This window comes from Pseudoalteromonas sp. 13-15, assembly GCF_001468205.2.
GTDB lineage: Bacteria > Pseudomonadota > Gammaproteobacteria > Enterobacterales > Alteromonadaceae > Pseudoalteromonas > Pseudoalteromonas marina.
Window position 1 is genome coordinate 445,955 of sequence record NZ_CP019163.1, and the last position, 23,296, is coordinate 469,250.

At 40.9% G+C, this 23,296-nt stretch carries 19 protein-coding genes and 2 rRNA genes; 12 read left to right on the plus strand and 9 right to left on the minus strand.

Annotated elements, in window-relative coordinates:
- Positions 1-49: 49 nt before the first annotated feature.
- From ATS72_RS17510 to ATS72_RS17520, 3 genes are all read left to right on the plus strand, one after another.
- A 23S ribosomal RNA gene (locus tag ATS72_RS17510) occupies positions 50-2,935 on the plus strand.
- 142 nt (positions 2,936-3,077) lie between these two features.
- A 5S ribosomal RNA gene (gene rrf / locus ATS72_RS17515) occupies positions 3,078-3,192 on the plus strand.
- Positions 3,193-3,749: 557 nt separating this feature from the next.
- Entirely contained in the window at positions 3,750-4,385 is a 636-nt protein-coding gene (locus ATS72_RS17520; RefSeq protein ID WP_010556926.1) for a methyltransferase family protein, read from the plus strand.
- Between the two features lie 7 nt (positions 4,386-4,392).
- Here the strand turns inward: ATS72_RS17520 and ATS72_RS17525 are convergent, their stop codons facing one another.
- Genes ATS72_RS17525 through ATS72_RS17535 form a run of 3 tightly spaced genes read right to left on the minus strand, consistent with a single transcriptional unit; the run spans position 4,393 to position 9,007 of the window.
- Complete coding sequence (locus ATS72_RS17525; protein WP_058429954.1) at positions 4,393-6,405, minus strand: putative bifunctional diguanylate cyclase/phosphodiesterase; 2,013 nt, start codon at positions 6,403-6,405, stop codon at positions 4,393-4,395.
- A 1-nt stretch (position 6,406) separates the two neighbouring features.
- Positions 6,407-6,937 carry a YfiR family protein gene (locus tag ATS72_RS17530; protein WP_082650903.1) on the minus strand — a complete coding sequence of 177 codons (531 nt, stop codon included), beginning with the start codon at positions 6,935-6,937 and terminating at the stop codon, positions 6,407-6,409.
- Between the two features lie 9 nt (positions 6,938-6,946).
- Positions 6,947-9,007: a TonB-dependent receptor plug domain-containing protein gene (locus tag ATS72_RS17535; RefSeq protein ID WP_058429953.1), complete on the minus strand. Its 2,061-nt coding sequence runs from the start codon at positions 9,005-9,007 to the stop codon at positions 6,947-6,949.
- A 481-nt stretch (positions 9,008-9,488) separates the two neighbouring features.
- Between ATS72_RS17535 and ATS72_RS17540 the strand changes: the two genes are divergently transcribed.
- The 3 genes from ATS72_RS17540 to ATS72_RS17550 all read left to right on the plus strand — a co-directional run bounded on the left by ATS72_RS17540 (position 9,489) and on the right by ATS72_RS17550 (position 12,148).
- Positions 9,489-10,502, plus strand: a complete 1,014-nt coding sequence (locus ATS72_RS17540; protein ID WP_058429952.1) for a Kelch repeat-containing protein — start codon at positions 9,489-9,491, stop codon at positions 10,500-10,502.
- Positions 10,502-11,218, plus strand: a complete 717-nt coding sequence (locus tag ATS72_RS17545; RefSeq protein WP_058429951.1) for an SIR2 family NAD-dependent protein deacylase — start codon at positions 10,502-10,504, stop codon at positions 11,216-11,218. The genes ATS72_RS17540 and ATS72_RS17545 overlap by 1 nt, the downstream gene beginning before the upstream one ends.
- Before the next feature lie 132 nt (positions 11,219-11,350).
- Positions 11,351-12,148: a response regulator transcription factor gene (locus ATS72_RS17550; protein WP_058429950.1), complete on the plus strand. Its 798-nt coding sequence runs from the start codon at positions 11,351-11,353 to the stop codon at positions 12,146-12,148.
- A gap of 65 nt (positions 12,149-12,213) precedes the next feature.
- Here the strand turns inward: ATS72_RS17550 and ATS72_RS17555 are convergent, their stop codons facing one another.
- Complete coding sequence (locus tag ATS72_RS17555; RefSeq protein ID WP_058429949.1) at positions 12,214-13,527, minus strand: M20/M25/M40 family metallo-hydrolase; 1,314 nt, start codon at positions 13,525-13,527, stop codon at positions 12,214-12,216.
- Positions 13,528-13,959: 432 nt separating this feature from the next.
- On the opposite strand from ATS72_RS17555, the gene ATS72_RS17560 reads away from it, so the two are divergent.
- The 5 genes from ATS72_RS17560 to ATS72_RS17580 all read left to right on the plus strand — a co-directional run bounded on the left by ATS72_RS17560 (position 13,960) and on the right by ATS72_RS17580 (position 16,002).
- Positions 13,960-14,433 carry a DUF6882 domain-containing protein gene (locus ATS72_RS17560; protein ID WP_058429948.1) on the plus strand — a complete coding sequence of 158 codons (474 nt, stop codon included), beginning with the start codon at positions 13,960-13,962 and terminating at the stop codon, positions 14,431-14,433.
- Positions 14,434-14,517: 84 nt separating this feature from the next.
- The gene (locus ATS72_RS17565) at positions 14,518-14,784 is read left to right on the plus strand and encodes a hypothetical protein (protein ID WP_058429947.1); all 267 of its coding nucleotides are present in this window, start codon (positions 14,518-14,520) and stop codon (positions 14,782-14,784) included.
- A gap of 59 nt (positions 14,785-14,843) precedes the next feature.
- Positions 14,844-15,398 carry a hypothetical protein gene (locus ATS72_RS18895; protein WP_074210189.1) on the plus strand — a complete coding sequence of 185 codons (555 nt, stop codon included), beginning with the start codon at positions 14,844-14,846 and terminating at the stop codon, positions 15,396-15,398.
- 143 nt (positions 15,399-15,541) lie between these two features.
- Positions 15,542-15,748, plus strand: a complete 207-nt coding sequence (locus ATS72_RS17575) for a hypothetical protein (protein ID WP_201020840.1) — start codon at positions 15,542-15,544, stop codon at positions 15,746-15,748.
- Positions 15,749-15,780: 32 nt separating this feature from the next.
- On the plus strand, positions 15,781-16,002 hold the full coding sequence (locus ATS72_RS17580) for a hypothetical protein (RefSeq protein ID WP_029773664.1): 222 nt from the start codon (positions 15,781-15,783) through the stop codon (positions 16,000-16,002).
- A 122-nt stretch (positions 16,003-16,124) separates the two neighbouring features.
- On the opposite strand, the gene ATS72_RS17585 is transcribed toward ATS72_RS17580, so the two are convergent.
- Positions 16,125-16,805 (minus strand): SDR family oxidoreductase, encoded by a 681-nt coding sequence (locus ATS72_RS17585; RefSeq protein WP_058429945.1) that lies wholly within the window; start codon positions 16,803-16,805, stop codon positions 16,125-16,127.
- Positions 16,806-17,034: 229 nt separating this feature from the next.
- Positions 17,035-18,033 (minus strand): DUF4382 domain-containing protein, encoded by a 999-nt coding sequence (locus ATS72_RS17590; protein WP_058429944.1) that lies wholly within the window; start codon positions 18,031-18,033, stop codon positions 17,035-17,037.
- A 352-nt stretch (positions 18,034-18,385) separates the two neighbouring features.
- Here ATS72_RS17590 and ATS72_RS17595 point away from each other — a divergent pair, with 352 nt between their 5' ends.
- Positions 18,386-19,240 (plus strand): mechanosensitive ion channel family protein, encoded by an 855-nt coding sequence (locus ATS72_RS17595; protein WP_058429943.1) that lies wholly within the window; start codon positions 18,386-18,388, stop codon positions 19,238-19,240.
- Between the two features lie 77 nt (positions 19,241-19,317).
- On the opposite strand, the gene astB is transcribed toward ATS72_RS17595, so the two are convergent.
- The 3 genes from astB to ATS72_RS17610 all read right to left on the minus strand — a co-directional run bounded on the left by astB (position 19,318) and on the right by ATS72_RS17610 (position 23,192).
- Positions 19,318-20,664: an N-succinylarginine dihydrolase gene (gene astB, locus ATS72_RS17600; RefSeq protein ID WP_006794420.1), complete on the minus strand. Its 1,347-nt coding sequence runs from the start codon at positions 20,662-20,664 to the stop codon at positions 19,318-19,320.
- Positions 20,665-21,075: 411 nt separating this feature from the next.
- Positions 21,076-22,179 (minus strand): L-dopachrome tautomerase-related protein, encoded by a 1,104-nt coding sequence (locus ATS72_RS17605; RefSeq protein WP_058429942.1) that lies wholly within the window; start codon positions 22,177-22,179, stop codon positions 21,076-21,078.
- Positions 22,176-23,192 carry a zinc-binding alcohol dehydrogenase family protein gene (locus ATS72_RS17610; protein WP_058429941.1) on the minus strand — a complete coding sequence of 339 codons (1,017 nt, stop codon included), beginning with the start codon at positions 23,190-23,192 and terminating at the stop codon, positions 22,176-22,178. The genes ATS72_RS17605 and ATS72_RS17610 overlap by 4 nt, the downstream gene beginning before the upstream one ends.
- Positions 23,193-23,296 lie beyond the last annotated feature (104 nt).

The window sequence follows — 23,296 nt, forward strand, 5'->3', positions numbered from 1 at the left end:
TTCTGGCGAAGTTAAACTGTCACAAAACAAAGACCCGTTTGGGTTGTATGGTTAAGTGACTAAGCGTACACGGTGGATGCCTTGGCAGTTGGAGGCGATGAAGGACGTATTAACTTGCGATAAGCCTAGTCAAGCTAGTAAAAAGCACTTGAGACTAGGATTTCCGAATGGGGAAACCCACCTGCTTGCAGGTATCGTTAACTGAATACATAGGTTAACGAGGCGAACGCGGAGAACTGAAACATCTAAGTACCCGTAGGAAAAGAAATCAACCGAGATTCCGAAAGTAGCGGCGAGCGAAATCGGAACAGCCCTTAAGCTTATTATGTGTTAATGGAAGGCTCTGGAAAGTGCCACGATACAGGGTGATAGTCCCGTACATGAAAAGACATTTTAAGTGAAATCGAGTAGGTCGGAGCACGTGAAACTTTGACTGAATATAGGTGGACCATCATCTAAGGCTAAATACTCCCAACTGACCGATAGTGAACCAGTACCGTGAGGGAAAGGCGAAAAGAACCCCTGTGAGGGGAGTGAAATAGAACCTGAAACCGTGTACGTACAAGCAGTAGGAGCAGACTTGTTCTGTGACTGCGTACCTTTTGTATAATGGGTCAGCGACTTATATTTTGTAGCGAGGTTAACCGATTAGGGTAGCCGTAGGGAAACCGAGTCTTAACTGGGCGAATAGTTGCAAGGTATAGACCCGAAACCCGGTGATCTAGCCATGGGCAGGTTGAAGGTTGAGTAACATCAACTGGAGGACCGAACCCACTAACGTTGAAAAGTTAGGGGATGACCTGTGGCTAGGAGTGAAAGGCTAATCAAACCGGGAGATAGCTGGTTCTCCCCGAAATCTATTTAGGTAGAGCCTCGGACGAATACTTACGGGGGTAGAGCACTGTTAAGGCTAGGGGGTCATCCCGACTTACCAACCCTTTGCAAACTCCGAATACCGTAAAGTAATATCCGGGAGACACACGGCGGGTGCTAACGTCCGTCGTGAAGAGGGAAACAACCCAGACCGCCAGCTAAGGTCCCAAAGTCATAGTTAAGTGGGAAACGATGTGGAAAGGCCCAGACAGCCAGGAGGTTGGCTTAGAAGCAGCCATCCTTTAAAGAAAGCGTAATAGCTCACTGGTCGAGTCGGTCTGCGCGGAAGATGTAACGGGGCTAAACTATGCACCGAAGCTGCGGATTCATCTTAGGATGAGTGGTAGGGGAGCGTTCTGTAAGCGGTTGAAGGTGTACCGGGAGGTATGCTGGACGTATCAGAAGTGCGAATGCTGACATGAGTAACGATAATGCGGGTGAAAAACCCGCACGCCGGAAGACCAAGGGTTCCTATCCCATGTTAATCAGGGTAGGGTAAGTCGACCCCTAAGGCGAGGCCGAAAGGCGTAGTCGATGGGAAACGGATTAATATTTCCGTACTTGGTATAATTGCGATGGGGGGACGGAGAAGGCTAAGCAAGCATGGCGATGGTTGTCCATGTGAAAGTGAGTAGGGCGTTTGTTTAGGTAAATCCGGACGAACACTAAACCTGAGACACGAGACGAGCTACTACGGTAGTGAAGTTGCTGATGCCATACTTCCAGGAAAAGCCTCTAAGCTTCAGATTATACCGAATCGTACCCCAAACCGACACAGGTGGTCAGGTAGAGAATACTAAGGCGCTTGAGAGAACTCGGGTGAAGGAACTAGGCAAAATCGTACCGTAACTTCGGGAGAAGGTACGCTCCTATCTGTGATGAGACTTGCTCTCTAAGCGGACGGGAGCCGCAGTGACCAGGTGGCTGGGACTGTTTATTAAAAACACAGCACTGTGCAAAATCGCAAGATGACGTATACGGTGTGACACCTGCCCGGTGCCGGAAGGTTAATTGATGGGGTTATCTTCGGAGAAGCTCTTGATCGAAGCCCCGGTAAACGGCGGCCGTAACTATAACGGTCCTAAGGTAGCGAAATTCCTTGTCGGGTAAGTTCCGACCTGCACGAATGGTGTAACCATGGCCACGCTGTCTCCACCCGAGACTCAGTGAAATTGAAATCGCAGTGAAGATGCTGTGTACCCGCGGCTAGACGGAAAGACCCCGTGAACCTTTACTACAGCTTGGCACTGAACATTGAACCTACATGTGTAGGATAGGTGGGAGACTTTGAAGCAGGAACGCTAGTTCTTGTGGAGTCGTCCTTGAAATACCACCCTTGTAGTTTTGATGTTCTAACGTTGGCCCCTGAATCGGGGTTACGGACAGTGCCTGGTGGGTAGTTTGACTGGGGCGGTCTCCTCCCAAAGAGTAACGGAGGAGCACGAAGGTTGGCTAAGTACGGTCGGACATCGTACGGTTAGTGTAATGGTAGAAGCCAGCTTAACTGCGAGACAGACACGTCGAGCAGGTACGAAAGTAGGTCATAGTGATCCGGTGGTTCTGAATGGAAGGGCCATCGCTCAACGGATAAAAGGTACTCCGGGGATAACAGGCTGATACCGCCCAAGAGTTCATATCGACGGCGGTGTTTGGCACCTCGATGTCGGCTCATCACATCCTGGGGCTGAAGTCGGTCCCAAGGGTATGGCTGTTCGCCATTTAAAGTGGTACGCGAGCTGGGTTTAGAACGTCGTGAGACAGTTCGGTCCCTATCTGCCGTGGGCGTTTGAGAATTGAGAGGGGTTGCTCCTAGTACGAGAGGACCGGAGTGAACGAACCGCTGGTGTTCGGGTTGTCATGCCAATGGCATTGCCCGGTAGCTACGTTCGGAACTGATAAGCGCTGAAAGCATCTAAGCGCGAAGCAGGCCTCGAGATGAGTTCTCACTAGACTTTTAAAGTCTCTGAAGGGCCGTTGAAGACTACAACGTTGATAGGCAAGATGTGGAAGTGGTGTGAGCCATTAAGCTAACTTGTACTAATTACCCGTGAGGCTTAACCATACAACGCCAAACGCGTTTTGTGTGACAGTTAAGACAGAAGTTAATGAACTAAAGTAGATATTACTGACAGACTTAAAAAATATTATCAGATATTTTCCAAATTCAGTTAGTGCGTAGAAATACGGATTAACGCCCAAATTTGCTTGGTGACAATAGCGTTTTGGACCCACCTGATTCCATGCCGAACTCAGTAGTGAAACGAAACAGCGCCGATGATAGTGTAGCATTTGCTATGTGAAAGTAGGACATTACCAGGCTTCAAATAAGAGAAACCCGTTACAGCAATGTGACGGGTTTTTTGCTATCTGGGGTTTAGTAAAATAGCCTAGAGGCCCTGCAGAACTCGGTAGTAATACAAAACAGCGCGAAGGCGAGCCCCGACCAATGATAGCATCCCATTTGCTATGTGACTCTGCACCGCTGTGGGCACCACGACATTAACAGGCTCAAACAAAAGAGACCCGTTATAGCAATGTGACGGGTTTTTTGCTATCTGGGGTTTAGTAAAATCCTAGAACCTATGCCGAACTCAGTAGCGACACAAAACAGCTCGAAGGCGATCACCATACATGGCTGCCTTGTGCCTCACACAATAATAATTTCTATTTCACGGTGACTTTTACAGATTTACTTCTCTATGTATTGATTTAAGATTTATAACAATATAAAAAATACTAGCGATTTAAATAAGCGTATTGGCTAATACTTTTATAGAGATAAGTTATTATTGGTTTTGTTTAACTTTACTTGTTAAAAGTCCTTATGGGCTTTATGCTCTCCTTTTGTTAACGTTTTTACTCATTTAGGGTCCTCTATGTCTTTCCCCTTATTTATCGATGACTCACCTTCTTTAATAGAGTTTACTCGTATCTACCTTGCTTTGTTTTATACCTTTGTAGCAGGTTTTTATACCTATAGAATTATTTATATGTCACGTACTGAGAAAGAAAACATTGTTTTTCCTGGAGTTAAGTATTGTGCAAGTTGGTGGAACCATACTGCGTTTAAGTTCTTTAGAGCCTTGATATGGTTTGTATGTGTATTGCGAGTGTTTGTTCCTTCGCTTGATAATTACCTAGGGCTTTTTACCGGTTTGAATGATTGGCCCGGTGTTATGTTTGGCAATGTGCTTTTGACAGCAGGTTTTGCTTTATCGATGCTTGTTCATTTTAATATGGCCTCATTGTGGCGTTCAGGGATTGATCCAAACGGTCCACGGGAATTAAAAACAAAGGGGTTATATCAGTTTTCTAGAAACCCTATGTATTTGGGGGTGATAGCCGCTCAAATTGGATTTTTCTTAGCGTTGCCAAGCTTATTTAGTTTAATATGCTTAGTCGTTGGGGTCGCAGCTATATACAGGCAAACTCTGGTAGAGGAAAAACATTTAACCGAGAGCTTTACAGTTGAATATAAACAATATTCACAGGTAGTGCCTCGCTGGTTTTAATTGTGCGTTATTCTTCAATGAATTCGCTGACAAACACCTTTTTTGAAACTGGTTTAGAAAAGTAATAGCCTTGAATATAATCACATTGCATCTGTTTTAGTAACATGTACTGCTCTTGTTTTTCTACTCCCTCAGCAACTACTTCCACATTTAAGTTATGGGCCATTGTGATAATAGCCCTTACTAGTGCAATGCTATTATCATTTTTTTCTATATCCTTTATAAATGAACGATCTATTTTAAGGATGTCGATATCTAATCGTTGTAAGTATGCCAGTGATGAGTAACCCACGCCAAAATCATCAATAGCAACATCTATTTGAAATTCACTTAGGCGCTTGAGCTGTCGTTTTATTTCTGAATCAGTTCCCATTAGAGTGTTCTCTGTTACTTCTATTAAGACAGAGTGTCCGGGTAAATTGAATTGTTCGCTTGCTTGTATCCATTGCTCAACCCACTCACCAGAGCGGTCAATCTCAAGTGGTGAGGTATTAACACTAACTTGTATAAGGCGTTTAGATAATTTATTGAATAAAGTACAGTCTTGTATTGCTTGCGATTTCACCCAGCGGCCTATGTCGCTTATTAAGCCATTTTTTTCTGCCATAGGGATAAATTCATTAGGCCCTATTAATCCTTTTTGTGGATGATTCCAGCGGATCAATGCTTCGGCTTTAGTAATGCTCTTACCATCAATAGAAAAAATAGGTTGATAGTACAATTCAAACTGATTTTCTTTTAAACCAAGTTTTATTTCTTCTATGAGTTTTCTTTTCTCAGTGGCTTTTTCTTCAATTGAATAAGAGAAAAATTCGTACCTATTTCTACCTTTCTTTTTAGACAAATACATTGCTTGGTCGGCACGCTTTACGAGCTCTTCAACTGTTTTACCATGTTCTGGGTAAAGAGTAATACCTATACTTGCGGTAACATACACTGTCTCTTTTTTTACTTGAATTGAAGTTAATAGGGCATGCTGTACGCTATTTGCAACTTTTGCGGCTCTTTCTAGGTCGGTGACGTTTTGAAGTATTAAAGTAAACTCGTCCCCACCCAGTCGCGCAATAATGTCTTGTTCGCAAATGCATGTTTTTAGCCTATTTGCAACTTGATGCAACAGTAAGTCACCGTAATCATGGCCTAAACTATCATTTACTTCTTTGAACCCATCAAGGTCGATAAAAATTAATGCGAAATTTGTATTATGCGTATTGATTAACGATTGTATCTTTTCGTAGAAAAAACGACGATTAGGTAAGTCGGTTAAACCATCTTGGTATGCGTAGCGGTGAAGTTCGCTGTTAGCATTTTCAAGCTCTTGGGTACGTGTTCTAACTTGATTTTCTAAAGCGTGTTCACGTTGCTCTATTGTATAGAGCATATCGTTAAAACATACGGTTAATTCGCCAACCTCATCATTAGAGAGTTGCTCGGCACGTAAACTATAGTCATTTGATTTAGTGATGTCGTTAGCTGTTTGAGCTAAATATAAAATGGGGCTTAAAAAACGACGCCTCAGTAACAATGAAATAATTAGGCTGACAGCAAAGGATAGTAGCGTGAGACTAATTATAAACTTTACATAAAAATCTATTCGATTATTGATATAGCTATTGTTAGCATAGATTACTAATTCGCCAACGTTGTTACCATCTATAGTCAGTTGTTTTTTTACTTCAACAGCATGTTCAACATTATCGGATAACATGTGCGAATTAGTTTTTGCTACAATATCTCCAGTTCGATTAGTAACAATAGCAGAGATTACATCTGTACGAGTAAGAATAGGCTTTATTAGTTCTTGAATTGCTTCTAAATCTTCAAAGATAAGTGCGGTGGCTATATTTGGCGACATCATGTTTGATAGAGAGTTTAGACTTTCTATTTGTTCGCCTTTTGCACTGCTTAATTCGTATGTACCAAATGCTACAGTTACAATACTACTTGATATAAATGCTACGCTCATCAGTATAAAAAGCAGCTTTTTACTAATAGTGTCTAAGGTGAATAGTCTTTTCATTCTAACTATCCACAATTCGCGCAAGGCGTAATACTTTAGAGCTTATTGTTAAGCCGTCGATTTTAAGGTTGTTTGGTGATATTTCGAAACGGACCTTACCGCTTGATAGAAAAAATCTTATGTGACCATTGTTTTCTATAAATCCGTCACTTTCTCCCACTAATAAAATATTTTGATAAGTTAAACCAGGAGTATTTACCCAATCTTGGTATGTTTTTGATGTAATGAATACCATGTTGCATTGTGTTAGTGAGCTACTATTAAGTGATATGTGTTTATTTACTAATAGGCGCTTTTTAATACTGCGCTTAGTGAGTGCAACATCAGCAATGTTGATGAATGTTTCGTCTGGGCTACATAATGTAAAGTTATTATTATGATACGTCGGTGTTACCCAATGAGCGAATCGAGCAAAGTTATATAAAAAACCAGCCTTGAGCATATACTCTTTCTCAGTCGCAGCACTATTAGCACTAAAAAATAGTGTTAATGTAATTAATAGCCCGTTGAGTAAAAGTTTTAATAGCTGCATTAAATAATCTTAAAAACTGGCTTTAATTGAAAATGTTATACATTCATCAATGTAGTTAGGTAGTGTGTAGGTTTCACGAGTGTTGTTATACTCAATGTGAGAGCCTGCAAACAAGTTTTTACCCGACAAAGCCGTAGACCATGTTTGGTTAATTTGATAATTCCAGGTTATATCCATTGTTGTGTAGCGGTCGGTATTATAAGCGTCTGAGTTTTCAACTCTAAGCGTTGCAAAAATATTATGTTTATTAAAAAGCGTATAGTTTACTTTGCCAAATACTTGTCTATTAGTTGAATCAAAACCTATAGTTGGTGTTGCTCCCTCGGGTAAATCATAATCAATTTTTGTATAGCTGTACCCTAGTTCTGTACTTAGGTTATTCAGCGGTTGCCAGGTTGCAACTATATCAAACCCGTTAGTTGTTGTTTCACCCTGCGAAACAACATCAAGATCGACACGAGTTTGAGTAAGCGCAAATGCCGCTTGTTCAAATTGACCGAGCTGAAAAAAACGTATAGCAGGCAGAAACTGATTTGGGTCGGTGTTAAATCTAATCGCTGCTATATTATCGGCATCTGTATGGAATGCGGACAAATCGAGAGAGGTGTTATTTCCTTCAAAGCGGTAGCCTAACTCGTATGAGACGTAGTTTTCTGATTCAACTTTGTCGTTGCCATTGAGGTAAGTGGCAATCGCATATTCATCAATAGCTTCAATGCCAGTACTTCCACCAAGCGCCTCTTCTACAACTGTCCCATTCACTTTGTAGTCATCATTAAACTCTATCAGGGTAGGTGTACGTACACTTCTGGATATAGCACCCCATATTAGATGGCGCTCTTGTGGCTTATAGATAACCCTAGCCGATGGTTGGTTTTCCCAGCCAGTTAAATCATTGTGGTCGAGCCTAGTGCCGACAACTAAATCAAGATAATTGGGTATAACATTATATTGGGCTTGGATTAATCCACCATATTGTTGAAGATTGTCTAGGTCTTTATCACTGTCTAAAAATACACTTTCCTCGAAAGATATTTTGTTATATCTGTAATTGACGCCCCAATCTAGCTGCAAAGAGTCATATAAAAAGTTCATTTGGTAGTCTATATCTATAGATTCAAAGTTTTCTTTTATATATGTTTGGTTGCCACTTTGCTTTAGCCATGACACTTGCAACATTTGGTTTGCGTCGGGAGATATTCTATTTTCTAGACGCGCCATAACACGAGAATCAGTACGTGATAAGTCCCCAGAAAATGAAACGTTTTTATTGGTCTCGTCAATAACTCCACGGTAGTTTTGGCCTAAGTTAGAGTGTGTAACATCTCCTTGTATTAAAGCAGACCATTCGTCGCTTGGTGTAAAGTCAGCACGCAAACCCAAAGAATGTTGTTTGGCTGTGTCACTAGGCGTGAGTGAAATTCCTTTTTTTGACTCATTAGCGTCTTTTACATGACCATAAATACGGTAACTGCCTTTATTACTTAAGTCGCCGCCATATCGCGCATTTGCATCAATATTTATTTGATTACCGGTAGTCGCATTCGCGTAGGCACCACGAGTATCAATACTGTTTTTAGTAATAATATTGATCACGCCATTATTTGCATTTGTGCCCCATAATAGGCCGCCTTGACCGCGAATAACTTCTATTCGTTCTATATCATAAAGTGGGACATTCAGTGTTTCCCAATAGACAGCTGCAAATTTAGGTGTATATAAGCTTTGCCCATCAACCATAACTAAAAGCTTACTTGAAAATCGAGACGCAACACCGCGCGAAGAGATTGCCCATTGATTATTATCAAGTTGCCTAACAATAAGTCCAGGTACCATTTTTAATGCTTCTGGTACTGAGTTTGCGCCAGAATTATTAATTTGCTCTTTACTTAAAACATAAATAGACGAGGCGGTATCAAATGCAGATTGAGCTCGCTTCATTGCAGACGTTACTTGAACATCCATTTCCATTAATGCGCTAAGATCGAGCTCAGCATCTTCAAAAGGATCTGCAATTACAAGCGGTGATAAAAACAATAATGGCCATAGTGATTGATACGAAATTTTCACTAAGGAACTCCTACCTAGTCATAAGTTATATAAGCGAAATTGCTTTTCTTAAACATTTGAAGAACATTACATTAACATTATGAATGGTGTAAATATAGCAAAAACACGCTGCTACTTTTTATGTGAGCCTTTAACTTTTTTCAATATATCATTAGCTTATAAAGTAACCATAACTAAAAAAATACCATAGCTAACGTATACACGGCTTCATTAAAATTAATTTTAAATGATTAATAATATATATTATCTTTAAACAAAAGTATTAAGTCCATGTTTAATTGTTTTTTTATCAACCAAAAGCGGATGATTTTTACACTTAACGTAAGTTCATAAAGTTAATTTAACAAAAAAGTAGCTTTGACTTATTTTATATTTTGCGGTGTTGAAAGCAGTAAGTGCATCACAAGGCTTATCAAAACTGGTTCAGCGTTGAAAAATAAATTAACCTTACTTTATTAACCTTTAATAAGATTATTTTTATATGAGTTTTATTTTTTCTGCACTGCTAGCTAGCATTCCTGCTTTACCTGAGCCTGTTGCAAACAACGCAGTAGCTAAAGTTACAGCGCAAAATAACACCTATTTCTTAAGCTTGATGGGCTTAGCTTCAAATAAACAATTTAGTGATGTACATAATAAAGTGTGGGCATTAAAGCTGGGAGAAAGCCAATGGCAGGCTAAATTGGCAGTACCTTCTAGCTTGCCAATTAAGGGGCGTTTAGCAAGTACAGCGGTTGGTATAGGCAAATACGCTTATGTATTTGGTGGCTACACTGTTGCTGCAGATCACACGGAAATATCGAGCCCCGACGTGTATAAATACAATATAACCACAAATAGCTATACGCAACTCAAGTCTATGCCAGTCCCAGTAGATGACAGCGTGGCGCTAAGCTACAAAGAGCGTTACATATACCTTATTAGCGGTTGGCATAACGATGGCAACGTAAATTTAGTGCAAGTATACGATACTAAAAACAATACATGGCAGCAGGCGTCGCCTTTTTTAGGTGAGCCTGTATTTGGCCAAGCGGCTGCAATTAGTGGTAATACTATTGTTATATGTGATGGAGTAAAAACCCAAGCAAACCCAAGTTCACGCCGCTCGTTTTCAGGGGTTGCACAATGTTTAAAAGGCACAATAAATGCCAACAACCCACAAAAAATAGATTGGCGAACGCTGCCACACCCAACAGGCGAAGCACATTATCGTATGGCTGCTACAAGCTATAATGGCCATATTTACATGCTAGCTGGCTCAAGCAACCCCTATAATTACGATGGCATTGGTTATAACAAACAGCCAGCTCCAGCAAGTCGTCATGTATGGCGCTTTAATATTAAAAATAATACATGGCAAGTAATGCAGCCACTTAAAACTGCAACGATGGATCACCGAGGCTTACTAGAGCATAACGGTATTTTATATCGTATTGGTGGAATGAATAACCAACAGCAAGTTATTAATGATGTGCTAGGTTACGAGGTCAAATAATGAATACGCTTTATATTACCGGCGCAGGGGTAAGCGCGGCTAGTGGTATACCTACGTTTAGAGGGGAAGAAGGCTTTTGGACTATAGGCAGTAAAAACTATACGCCTATGGAAATGGCAACGCGCGCAATGTATCAAAATAATCCGCGTGAGTTTTTGGCTTGGTATTACAACCGTTTTGCAACGTATCGTAATCATGGCCCTAACGAAGTGCACTATTGGTTGAGTGATAAAAACTTAATAACCCAAAATATAGATGGGCTTGATGGCAAAGCCGGTAACAAAAATTACATTGCTATACACGGCAGGCTCGATCAGATGACGCTATTTCATGAGCAAGGCGAAGCTGTTGAACCGCTTATGACCCCGTGGGATAGTGTAGATGAAAGCCGCCTGCATGAATCTCTTTTTGAGCTGTTTAACATTCAAAACCAAACACCTGAGCTTAACCATTCGTTTAAGCCTTTTGTGTTGTTGTTTGATGAATTTTACACCGAGCTTTACAGAATAACCCAAGCACAGCAGCGTATGCTCAACGCTGATAAAATTGTATTTATGGGCACCTCGTTTAGTGTAAATATCACCCAAATGGCATTAGAAATAGCCCGTACTTATAACATACCTATCGAGGTGGTCGATCCTAAACCTGCTCACATACTACACCCAAATGTAAGTTATAAAAAAATGACCGCGCTTGAGTACATTCAAAAGTTTTGATTTATTTGTAATTTAAAACTTACAAATAAATGCATATAAATAAGCGTTTTGTTAACCCCAGTGATACATGTTGTTTTATAATGAAACGTAAAACCACAATCGTTTAGCAATAACATAACCCAAGAGAGTTACATGAGTGATTTAACTGCAATAGCCAATTTATCAATATTATTAGTAGAGCCTTCAGAGGTTCAGCAAAAACTGATAATCAAATCACTAACTCAATGTGGTGTAACCCAAGTAGAAACCGCAAGCAATCAAGCGCAAACGTTAGCCCTTTTAGAAAAATATCAGCCCGATTTAGTCATTAGCAGCATGTACTTAGCAGATGGCACTGCAGACTCTTTGTTACAAAGCATTCGTTCGAACCCGCGCACAGAAAGCCAAGCGTTTATGTTGATCTCGAGCGAACGCAATAAAAAATACCTTGAGCAATTAAGGCAGTCGGGCGTATTAGCCATTTTACCTAAACCATTCAGTGCAGATGCAATTACACGCGCATTAAAAGCGACGCTCGACATAATTACAGAAGAAGAGGTCGAACTAGAGCATTTTGATGTTACTTTATTACGTGTTCTTGTTGTTGACGATAGCCGTTTTGCGCGCAAGCATATTATTCGTGTGCTTGCTGGTATGGGAATACCAGCCCCGGTTGAGGCGCAAGATGGTAAACAAGCAATTGAAAAACTTAACGAACAGTCATTCGATTTAATCGTTACCGATTACAACATGCCAGAAATGGATGGTCGCGAACTAACCGAAACTGTACGTAGCTCAAATGCTTACTCGCATATTCCTATTTTAATGGTGAGCTCAGAGGCAAACGACACCCATCTAGCCAATATTGCTCAAGCGGGCGTTGATGCCATTTGCGATAAACCGTTTGAACCTGCCACAGTGCGAGATTTGCTTTTCAAAATAATGTCGTGATAGACATTTTTTCATCACATGTATTTGAACGAGTGCAAAAGTAACAGCACTCGTTTTAAATACTTTTACATTTGGCCTAATCTATATACAAGCAGCGCTGTTTTAGCGGTGTTTTTATTAAGCGAGGTTAAATCGGCGGTTTCGTTTTTAGTATGTGCGCCACTGCCCATTAGTCCTAGGCCATCAAGCGCCATATCAACATGGTTTGCAGCAAACGAAATGTCAGCAGCACCGGCATTACGAGGGTTTGCAGCCACCACTTTGTTATAGCCTAAGTCTTGGCTTGCTTGGCTATACAGTGCAAGCAGCTTTTTATTACCCTCGGTGAGTCCCATTGGTGGGTAGCCGTCTTCAAAAATAAGCTCAGCTTGGCTGCCATTTAAGCTTTTAGCCACTATTTGCTGCATCACTTTTTTAGCGCCCTCTACCTGCTTTGGCGAAAGTGCCCGTAAATCACCCGCTACATGCACGGTTTGCGCAATTACGTTACTTTTACCAAACGCCGTGGCTGACGAGTTAGCACTGTCGTAATCGGCATTTGTACCGCCTACAATAAGCCCAGGGTTAAAGGTTAAATTAGGTTGTGTAGCTAGTTGCTCTCTAAAGTCATTTAAAATACGCGACGCCTCGTAAATAGCGCCATAGCCCACATTGTCACTAAATATTTGCGATGAATGTGCAGCATTGGCCATTACATTTAACGTCCAGCCGGTATAGCCACGGCGCGCCGCCATCGCAGTTTTTATATTGTTATCGCCGTTCTCAAAACCTAGCGCTACGTCAGCCCAAATTGCGCTATCAACAATCGCTTGTTTAGATAAGCTAAGTGGGCGGCCGCTGCTTTCTTCATCGCCGGTAAGTAGTACTTTTACGCTAACGTTTTCAATTAAATTAAGGGCTTGTAAGCTTTTAAGTGCGGTAACTATAATAGTGTTGCCGCCTTTCATATCGGCTACACCTGGGCCGCTGGCGGTGTGTTCATCAATTTGTTTATAGGTAGTAAAATTATCGTGTTGAGCAAATACCGTATCTAGATGGCCGATCATCAGTATTTTTATTGCATCGGGGTTTTTACTTTTGTGCGTAGCTAATACATGCCCAGCTCGGTTAAACGCGCTGCCATCTAACCACTCAACCTCAAAACCAATGGCTTTTAGTTGCTCGCTTGCAAGCGCACCCACCTTCTTCACGCCTTCAATATTTAGTGAACCGCTATTAATGTTTACCGCTTGTTCTATTTCTTTAAGCGCTTGCGGCATGTTGTGCTCAACTTGTTTTACTATTGCACGCTCGTTTTTATTAAGCGCCGCATAGCTTGTAAGCGGTAGGGTACTCGCAAGGGTAAATATAAGTGCATGGCTAAATTTTAAAAGTGACATAACAGCCTAATAATTGAAAAATAGTTCAACTAATATGAAGTAAAAATACAAAGGGTTCAATAGAAGTGGATTGTGATTTTTAACTAATTTTATAAGCAGTAACTAGTTGCATGGTTAAGGGTTAAAGGGGTATGCGTTACTGGTTTAAACTCAGGTATTTAAAATATGATTTGTTAATTAATAACCAACCGGTATAACTAAACAACGATTTGTCTGATATTACTGATCTCCACCATTTTGGGGTTTTGCTGCATTTAGAAAGGTAAAGCGAAACTAACTATTTGTTTACAGGTGTTTATTTTATAACTAGGATAAAATCAGTATAAAATAGGGACATTTGTCGGTTTGTAAAACGACAAATGTCGTAGACTAAATTGTTATACCTATTGAGGAAGTATGAAGAAAATTTTCGCATCTATATTAGCTTTGTTCATGTCAAACTCTCACGCGAATGATGATTGGGCTGACTTCGTAACAATTGCCCATAACTCGTTATCAGCAAAGCAAGATGCAATAATGGATGAATATAAAATTGGAGGGCACGAGCGTTTCGATTGGGATCAAGAGAATGGAACTTTGGTATTTTCGAACGACGGAATAAAAGCCGTTATTGCAAAAGTGCAATTTGTTGGCTCTGTATCGATAAAGTCAAACACATGGCTTTGGTCATGGGCAAATTCTTCAGTTTTGAATAATGTTAAAGATCAAATGTACAAAGTTAAAGAGTTTGGCCAATCTAAAGGCTTCGATGCACTTATAAATGATAAGTGGTCTGCAGACGAAGTCGATGGTTGGGAGATGACATCTATTACTAGCTATATTTTAAATGCTAAAGGCGCTTATAGAACTGCTGATAAAACTGGCTTTACTTATATGGTCATTACAGACATACATTGGGTAGAATAGGTATAACAAAATGATGAAGACGGATTTGTCAGAAGAGCGTCGCCAAACCGCTTATCGTAAGTGTTAGGTATATAAGGAAGTTAGGTGCCAATTTATATCAAAATTGAACAATCGAATGAAAAGCTAGCTCACTTAGCAAAAGGTCATTGGGAACTGCCTATCCAGATCCAAGAGCTTGAAAGTTGGCTGTTAGAAAATCCTCTTAATTTAACTCCATCAAAATACATTGCCGATGTAGGTTTTAGCATCAGACAGAATGCTTGTGGTGGTGGAGCTATTCTATCACCAGAAGCTATGTCAATAATGAGTAATTTGGGTATTAAATTATATTTGTCTGAGTATGGTGAGTAACGTAAACATAACAAAGCATCAACTAGAAATTAGGTGTTATGCTTTTTATTGGGAGTATCATGAAAGTAAGTAACCCATTGACGATAGTGGCAATTTTTGCTGGTGCAGCTGAGACGTTTGCAACGGGAGCTCTAGTTGCTTTACCCTTATCTTTACAAGAAAAGTTCATCTATTTTGTAATGTTCTTCCCAGTGTTTATCGTCACGCTTTTTTTCTTTGTATTAGTCTTTAAACCTCAGGTTTTATATGCACCTAGTGATTTCTCCAACGAAGAGCATTTCTTACACGCAAACCAACTTAAAGAGGTTGTCGCACAGGAAACTGAAAAGGTTCTTTCAGAAGCAAAAGAAAGCAACCAAATCACTGGAAACCTTAAAGAGCTTTCAAATAGAGTTGCAGAATTAACGGTTAAAAGCTGGGAACATGAGCTGGATGAAAAGGTTCATAAATATATGTTTGAGCACTCAAATGAAGCTTTTACGCACCGAGGACTCGGACATATACTTCTAGTGGGGAAGTCATCTATTTTGGCATCACTAATTCGTCTAGAGGTAGATGGGAAAATTCTTTCGGGTATGGATGGCACTGTTAAAGTGTGGCAAGCAAAAAAATAGCAAAGCGGTTAAGATCATTGCCAACACTAGGCCTTTTCGGTTTGCTTTGAATTTAGTGTTTACGACATAAAGATTTAAGTTAGGTGTAGCCGTTACTTACTACTTAATTCGGAGTTGGGTGTTCTTCTGGTAGAGGGTAAATTGTGGACGATAATATAGATGATAACCCTGAATGGGTAACTCGCGGCAAAACAATCAAGCAACTCATCAAAGAGCTGCAAACGTTCGAGAATCAAGACTTAGAGGTTCAGATTTCAGTTGATGGTGGTGAGTCCTTCAAATGCATAAGTTTAGTTGGGAAGCACAATAGTGGCGGGGTTCAATATTGTGTTCTTGAAAATTTTGAGTAAATGTTTAGGCGTTATAAATACATGAGAATCTAATGAAGCAGTACTCTGTAGTAAAAGTTATATCTCTTAATAAAAAGTTTATCTATTCAGAAAAAAGCTTTGGCTCAAGAGCTCCTCAAGTCGGTGATGTTGGAACAATAGTTGAAGTTTATGATGGAGCCTTTGATATTGAATGTTGCGATGAAAATGGTGTTACTATTTGGCTTGAAATATTCGAACCTAGTGATGGTGATTTAGAGTTACTGTACATATAGTAAGCTTTTATTGGTGACGAATATTTTCTCTGCATTCTATCCAGCCGGTATTTAAAGTTAACAACCGTCAGATTTAACACCATTGGCACTAAACCTGACAGCTCAAATTCAACCAATCAGCGTTAATTAGTCGGCATTAAATATATCTCGCGCACGTTGTTGCGCTGGTTTGCTTCTATTGCAAACAGTACGGCATCGGCTACATCTTGCGGGTCGAGTTTGTCGGGCTTTGCTTCATCAAAAAATGGGGTGTTCACCATGCCTGGGGCTATGGTGGTACAGCGGCCGTTCCACTCGCTCATTTCCTCAGCTAAGTTTTGCCCAAACCCGTAAGCAAACCATTTAGTTGCACCGTAAATAGAGCCTTTTATTGGCTTACGGCCAGCGGCTGAGCTGGTTAATATAAAGTGACCTTTGTTTTGGCGTAAATGTGGCAGTGTTGCTTTTGCCGTCCACAGCAGGGCTTTAATGTTTATGTCTATCATGGTTGACCATTCATCGGGGTCGCCTTTTTCAGTGCCTGCGGTTGAAACGCCCATACCTGCGTTGGCAAATGCGGCATCTAGTCGGCCAAATTTTTTAAGCCCTTTTGTTACTACGTTTTCAAGTTCGGTAAAGTCGGTGGCATCTGCGGGTACACTCAGTGCGTTATCTTCACCTAATGACTCAACTAGTTCAGCTAATTTATCTTCACTTCTGGCGGTAAGAATGACTTTGTGGCCGTTATTCACCAATGTTTTTGCACTCGCTTCACCTATGCCACTAGAGGCACCTGTAATTAGAGCTACTTTTTCTTTCGCCATGATTATTTCTCCTATGTTTACATATTCAAAATGATAAGAACGGTTTAACTAATACGTGCTATTAACTGTACCAGTTCTGGGTTAACGGGGCTTGAATGCAGGTCACTTTTCGAATGAATTATTTGGATGATGTTAGGTGAGTGGCTTTAATGGGTTTTTGCAAAGGTGGAGTGTTCGTTTTTGTTATACTTTTTATAAAAAAAAGCGCACCTTAAAGTGCGCTATACGTTTATTGTGTTATGTCAAAGCTAACTGAAAGGTCCTCAGTTTGCGGTACACTAATTTGCTTAAGTTGATAAACAGTGAAATCGGTATCTTCTAGCTCTGCATCGTCTATATGTGCGGTGCACGTATAGCCAAGTTGGTAGTCTCCCGGTGTAATGAAAGCAAGCTCAAACTCATATTGGTTATCGTCTTGATCAAATACAACATTTGCGGTCGCAAGTGGGGCATCTTCTGGGGTTTGCTCATCTATTTCGTATATATCCTTAGGTATTTGAGCATCTGATGAATATAAATATACGGCGTGTCCAAACGATGAATCTGCAGCAGCAGTGGCGATATTGTCTGTTTCACAGTTATTAATAAGCGCTTGGCTTACTGTGCCTTCAATTTCTTGTGACTCAGAAAGATTTTGTAATCGTACGCCTCTAGGTTTTAAAAAGATCTCCTCATTATTTTGGGGATCGACCAGCGATTTTTTTAGGTCAAATTCTAAAACAAAGTCGTTATCAGTTTGGTTAAGTGTAAAGCCATCGAGTTGTATTTCGCCTACACCATCATTCCCTTTTCTTTTAACCACGAGCGGAGCAATGCTGTCGTCTTCGTATACTACGTGAGATGTAAAACTAAGGTTATTAGTATCGCCATTTATAACCTGAGCGCGGATCCACGAGTATTCGCCTGCTGGCACTTCTTGATCGTCAAGCAGCTCAAAAACATCGTCACCGGTGTAATCGAGCAAATTAACCATTTGCGGTTGAGATGCGTCAGCTTCACTTCGGGTTTCAAAAATAAATTCTTCATCGCCTTGTGTTTTAATAGTGATTGAATCAAACACGACGTTAACCGCTTTTAAACCACTAACCGGCGCATCTGACACACCAAGGCTAAAGGTTGACTTGTCGCTAGATTGTGGTGGTGTTGCGTTATTGTCATCACTTGAAGAGCCACACCCCGCTAATGCAAAAAGAACGGCGCCGCTTACTAATGTTGATTTAAAATTCATGATTTACTCCTTTAGTTTATAAAGCGGATTGTAGAAGAGCTAAGCTGAATTTAGATTGAACTGGTTTTTAGAATAGTTACTTGAAATTAATCTTTATTTTACTTTGCGCATTTTTGAACAAAAGTATGTACGCCATAGGTTAACTAGTTTGCGAGCACTAAGGTTTTAAGTGTGAAAATTTAAGCGAAAAAAAGAAAAACTTTGCCCAATTAATTTGCTGATATAGGCACACCCTCCACTTATTTTAATGCTATCGCTATCGCTTTAAAATTTTTACTATATACTCCCGCCACTTCTTTTGAAGTGTATAGATTTAATTCTTGCTGATAATCAGCCCATAGTTGGAATATGTATGAAAGATAAACTTATTGTGTTTTGGCAAAGCCATTCAGAAACTATCATCACTTTAGGTTACAAAGTGGTATTAGCTTTGGCTATTTTAGTTGCGAGTGCACTTATTGCGCGTTCAGTAAAAAAAGCGATTAAAAATTCTAAGTCGCCATTAAAAAAAGTAGACGAAACGCTACTACCGCTGTTATCGAGCATTGCGGGGTATTTAGTTTACATAATTGCTGGGCTGTTTATTTTAGATATTTTTGGCGTTAATACGGCAAGTTTAATAGCGCTAATGGGCGCGGCGGGTTTAGCGATTGGTTTGGCGCTTAAAAACACCTTAAGTAATATTGCAGCCGGCATTATGTTATTAATACTTAGGCCATTTAAAGTAGGCGATTTTGTAGATGCTAGCGGCACGCTTGGCACAGTGAATGAAATAAACTTATTTACGACTATTTTTAAAACCACCGACGGCCTTTATATCGCATCGCCCAACGGTAAAGTGTGGGGCGGCAACATTAAAAACTTTACCCGCAACGGTAAAAGGCGCATGGATATAGTAGTGGGAATTTCGTACGCCGACTCTATTGATGTTGGCTTAAATGTACTTAAAGAAGTTGCCGAATCAGAAAGCCGATTACTCGCAGAGCCAGCGCCTAAAGTAATGGTTACCTCAATAGGCGAAAGCGCAGTAAATATTCAATTACGTGCATGGGCTGTAAATGGCGATTACTGGCAAACCGTGTGGGATTTAAATAAGCGCGTTAAAGAGGCTATAGAAGGTGCGGGGCTGAGCATTCCGTTTCCGCAGCGAACGCTGCATATATCTGAGTCGATGGCATCGGCAATAACAGTAAGTAAAGAAACTTAAACTCTATTAGCACAAACACAAATAAAAATAGCGAGCCTTGGCTCGCTATTTTTGTATTAGCTTTTTGCTGACGAGTATTAACCTTCTAATTGAAAGTCGTACACTGAGCCTAAGTTAAGCAGTTGGGTTAGTTCATCCAGTGCTTGGTAGCTTTCGGTAAGTAGGGCTGAATCGGCAAAGTCGCTTGCGCCTAACTTATCGCGGTAGTTACGCTTTGCCCAGTCACAAAGCTGAGTGTATTTAGTATCGGTTAAAATAACCTCTGGGTTTACCGCAGTAAGTTCTTGCTCGTTAAGAGCTACACGTAAACGCAGGCAGGCAGGGCCGCCGCCATTTTGCATACTTTGGCGCAGGTCAAAAAACTGCACTTGGTTGACTGGGTTATCGGCTAAAATCATTTCTTCAATGTAGGCGTTTACTGCGCTATTACGTTGGCACTCTTGTGGCGCTACTAATAGCATTGAGCCATCATCTAGGCTTACTAATTGGCTATTAAATAAGTAACTGCTTACTGCATCGCTAATGCTTACTTTATCGGTAGGTACTTCAATTATGTATAGCTGTTTGCTGCCGGTGTAGGCATCGCGAATTTCTTGCAGGGCATCTTGTTGGTTTAAAAATGCTTGCTGGTGGCAAAGCAATACGTTTGCGTTACCTACTGCAATTACATCGTTATGAAACACGCCTTGGTCTATAACATCTGGGTTTTGCTGCAGTAAAATTTGGCTCGATTCTTTTAAGTTATGTAATCGGCAAATGGCTTCTGAAGCTTCTAGTGTTTGCCTTGCAGGAAACTTAGCCGGTTTTGGTAATTGGCTGTTAAAGGCACTTGCACCAAATACAAACATTTCTAGGCCTTGCTCGCCGTGGCTGTCGCAAAGTCGGGTATGGTTAGCCGCGCCTTCGTCGCCAAAAAAGCCCTGATCGGGTAAATGCGTGTGGTGTGCAAAGTAGCTATCGTTATTAAACATGGCTTTTAGTAAGCGGGTAGTTGTAGCAGGCTCTAGGGAGCGATGAAACTTATTGTTTAAATTAGCTGAGGTAAAATGCACTTTGCCATCGAGGGTGTCTGGCGATGGAGAAACAGTAGCGGCATTGGCGGTCCACATTGCAGAGGCCGAATAACACGCGCGCAATAAAATAGGGTCGGCTTTAAATGCTTTATGAATAACTTGCGAGTCGTTGCCGGTAAAACCTAGGCGACGTAGTACGTTTAAATCGGGGCGTGCATGGGGCGCAAACACACCTTGTGTTAGGCCTTTGTCGTGCATGGCTTTCATTTTTTCAAGGCCCTGTAACACAGCTTCTTGAGGGTTTGAAAAACTTGCCGCATTATTTAACGAGGCAACGTTACCATACGATAAACCCGCATAGTTGTGAGTAGGGCCAACTAAGCCATCAAAATTTACTTCTAAGGCGTGCATACACGTTCCAATCATATTGTTTTAGTAACTTAACAATACAACGCAATGGCCGCGCTTGCAAAGCCTATAAATACGAAATTTATCGGCTGTAAACTCGCTCTTTGTCGCACGTAGTATGGGTATTGCTCGGATCGTTTACCTGCCATACGCTAATGTCTAAACGCCATAGTAGGTAAAGGGTGTGGTATAGGTTAGCCATGGTATTTTCCTTGAAAGTTTCACTGAACACATCTGTACTTTGAAAGAATTATGCCAACTGTTAATTGAATATTTTATGAATACAAATCAGATATTTATTAAAACACTAAAAATAACTTTTGAGCGCTTAGCACCACTTTGGGGCTAAAAGGGTTAAAAGTTGCACCAAAAAGCCACGCAACAGGTGCGTGGCGTATGGTTTATACGCTGTATTTAGCGCCCTACTTTACCCTTTACTAGTGGGTCGAACGACAGCACACTAAATTTTCCTTGGCTGGCATTTTTACCGTTATTTAATACTGGCGAGCGGTGTAGCTCATCTACGGTAAAATATATTTTATGATCGGCGCCATAACTAAAGCCATCAGGCCAGCTTAAGCGCTCGTCTTTAAATAATACCTGGTATTTACCGCTTGGTTTTACCACGCCAATTGCGCCGTTGGTTATGTCGGTAACATATACATTGCCGCCGCCATCAACAATAATGCCGTCGGAAATGGGTTTAGTGCCGTAACGCGTTACTTTACTTTCAAGGGCGCTTGCGCTCAGGCTTTTATTGTTAATATCGCTTGTGGCAATACGATAAACCGACGTGCCAGACATAGAGCCAAAGTAAAGCCACTGTTCGCTTGGGTCGAGTGTGATTGGGTTTACCCCTAAACGTGCTGGTTGGCCGCCTAGTTTCATGGTGCGCCCTTCAATGACCATATCGATATTTTCGGCTGTGGTGTATGGGCTATTTTGTAATACTCTGCGCGCCTCACCTGTTTTTAAATTTACTGTAATAATAGCGGCTTGGCTGCCTTGTGCGGTGTCGGCAATGTATACAACGCCGTGTTTATTATCGATAACTAAATCGTTTAAAAACGAGGTGTCGGTAATGGTGGGTTTAGCTAAATAAATTATTTTATGTAGCTGCTCTTTGTTGGTATCCCAACCGATTAAACGCCCAGCATGATCAGGGCCTGATGTATCAAGCATCCATAACACGCCATCGGCTGATACATTTATGCCAAGTTCGTCGTAAAAGCCTTTGCCGTTTTTATACGCGTATGCCCATTCTTCATTAGGGTAGGGTTTGGTGGTGCCATCGCTTAATAGCTCCATAATTTTTTGTTTTTGGCCGTAAAAACCATGTACCGATAAAAACTTACGACCCGATGGCGTAATAGCAATATTACCTGGTGGGTGCTGCGCGTCGAATGTAGCAACTGTTTTTAAATCGGTGTGCGTAGGTTGGGAATTCGCAAACACACTGCTGGTTAAAAACGCAGTGCTACAGGCTGCAACTAAAAGTATTTTTTTAATCTGATTCATGCTTCAAAGCCTTCTAAAACAAGTTTACCGCGTGAGGTGTGCGATTCTAAAATTTGATGCGCTTTATATAAATTAGCGGCGTTTATTAATCCTAAATTTTGCCCAAGCGTGGTTTTAAGTGTACCTGCGTCTATCAGCTCACTAATTTCATTAAGTAAGGTGTGCTGCGCTGTTATATCGGCGGTAGTAAATAGAGAGCGGGTAAACATAAACTCCCAATGCACCGATATACACTTACGCTTAAACTTTAAAATATCGAACGATGAAGGGTCATCTATTAGCGCAAATTTACCTTGCGGTTTAATACACTCTACTATTTGATCTTGGTATTGGTCGGTATGGGTTAAGCCAATAACGTAATCAAATTCAGCTAAACCTAGCTCTTTGCGCTGCTCGTTTAAGTTTTTAGAATGATCGAGCACGTGATCGGCTCCTAATTCTTTAAGCCAAGTTACGCTTTGCTCGCGCGATGCAGTACCTACCACGTTTAGCCCAGTAAGTTGCTTGGCAAGCTGTACTAAAATAGAGCCAACGCCACCTGCGGCGCCAATAACTAAAATAGATTGCTGAGTATTTTGCTTATTTTTTGGCACTTGCAGGCGATCAAATAGCATTTCGTAGGCGGTAATGCTGGTTAGCGGCAGCGCTGCGGCTTGTGCGTCGGTTAATGTTTTAGGCGCACGCCCTACAATACGCTCGTCAACTAATTGAAATTGCGCATTACTGCCTTGGCGCGATAAATCGCCGGCGTAAAATACACGATCCCCCACGTTAAATAACGAAACCAACTCGCCAACGGTTTTTACAACGCCTACGCCGTCCCAACCTAATACTTTGTAGCCTTGCTCTGGCGCTACATTTGCACGTATTTTTGTATCTACAGGGTTTACCGAAATAGCATTTACTTCAATAAGTAGGTCGTGCCCTGTAGCGGTTGGGGTATCAAGCTCAATTGCTTGTATAGAGTTGGGTGTGAGTGTTTTAGAGTTTTTGGTGTAGCCAAATGCTTTCATGTGGGTTCCTGATGATTTTAAGTACTTTTTAATATGCAAACACTATAGCTCAGTTGAAAAATAGAAAAAGACATGAAAAACTAAAGCACTTTCAAATTTTAATT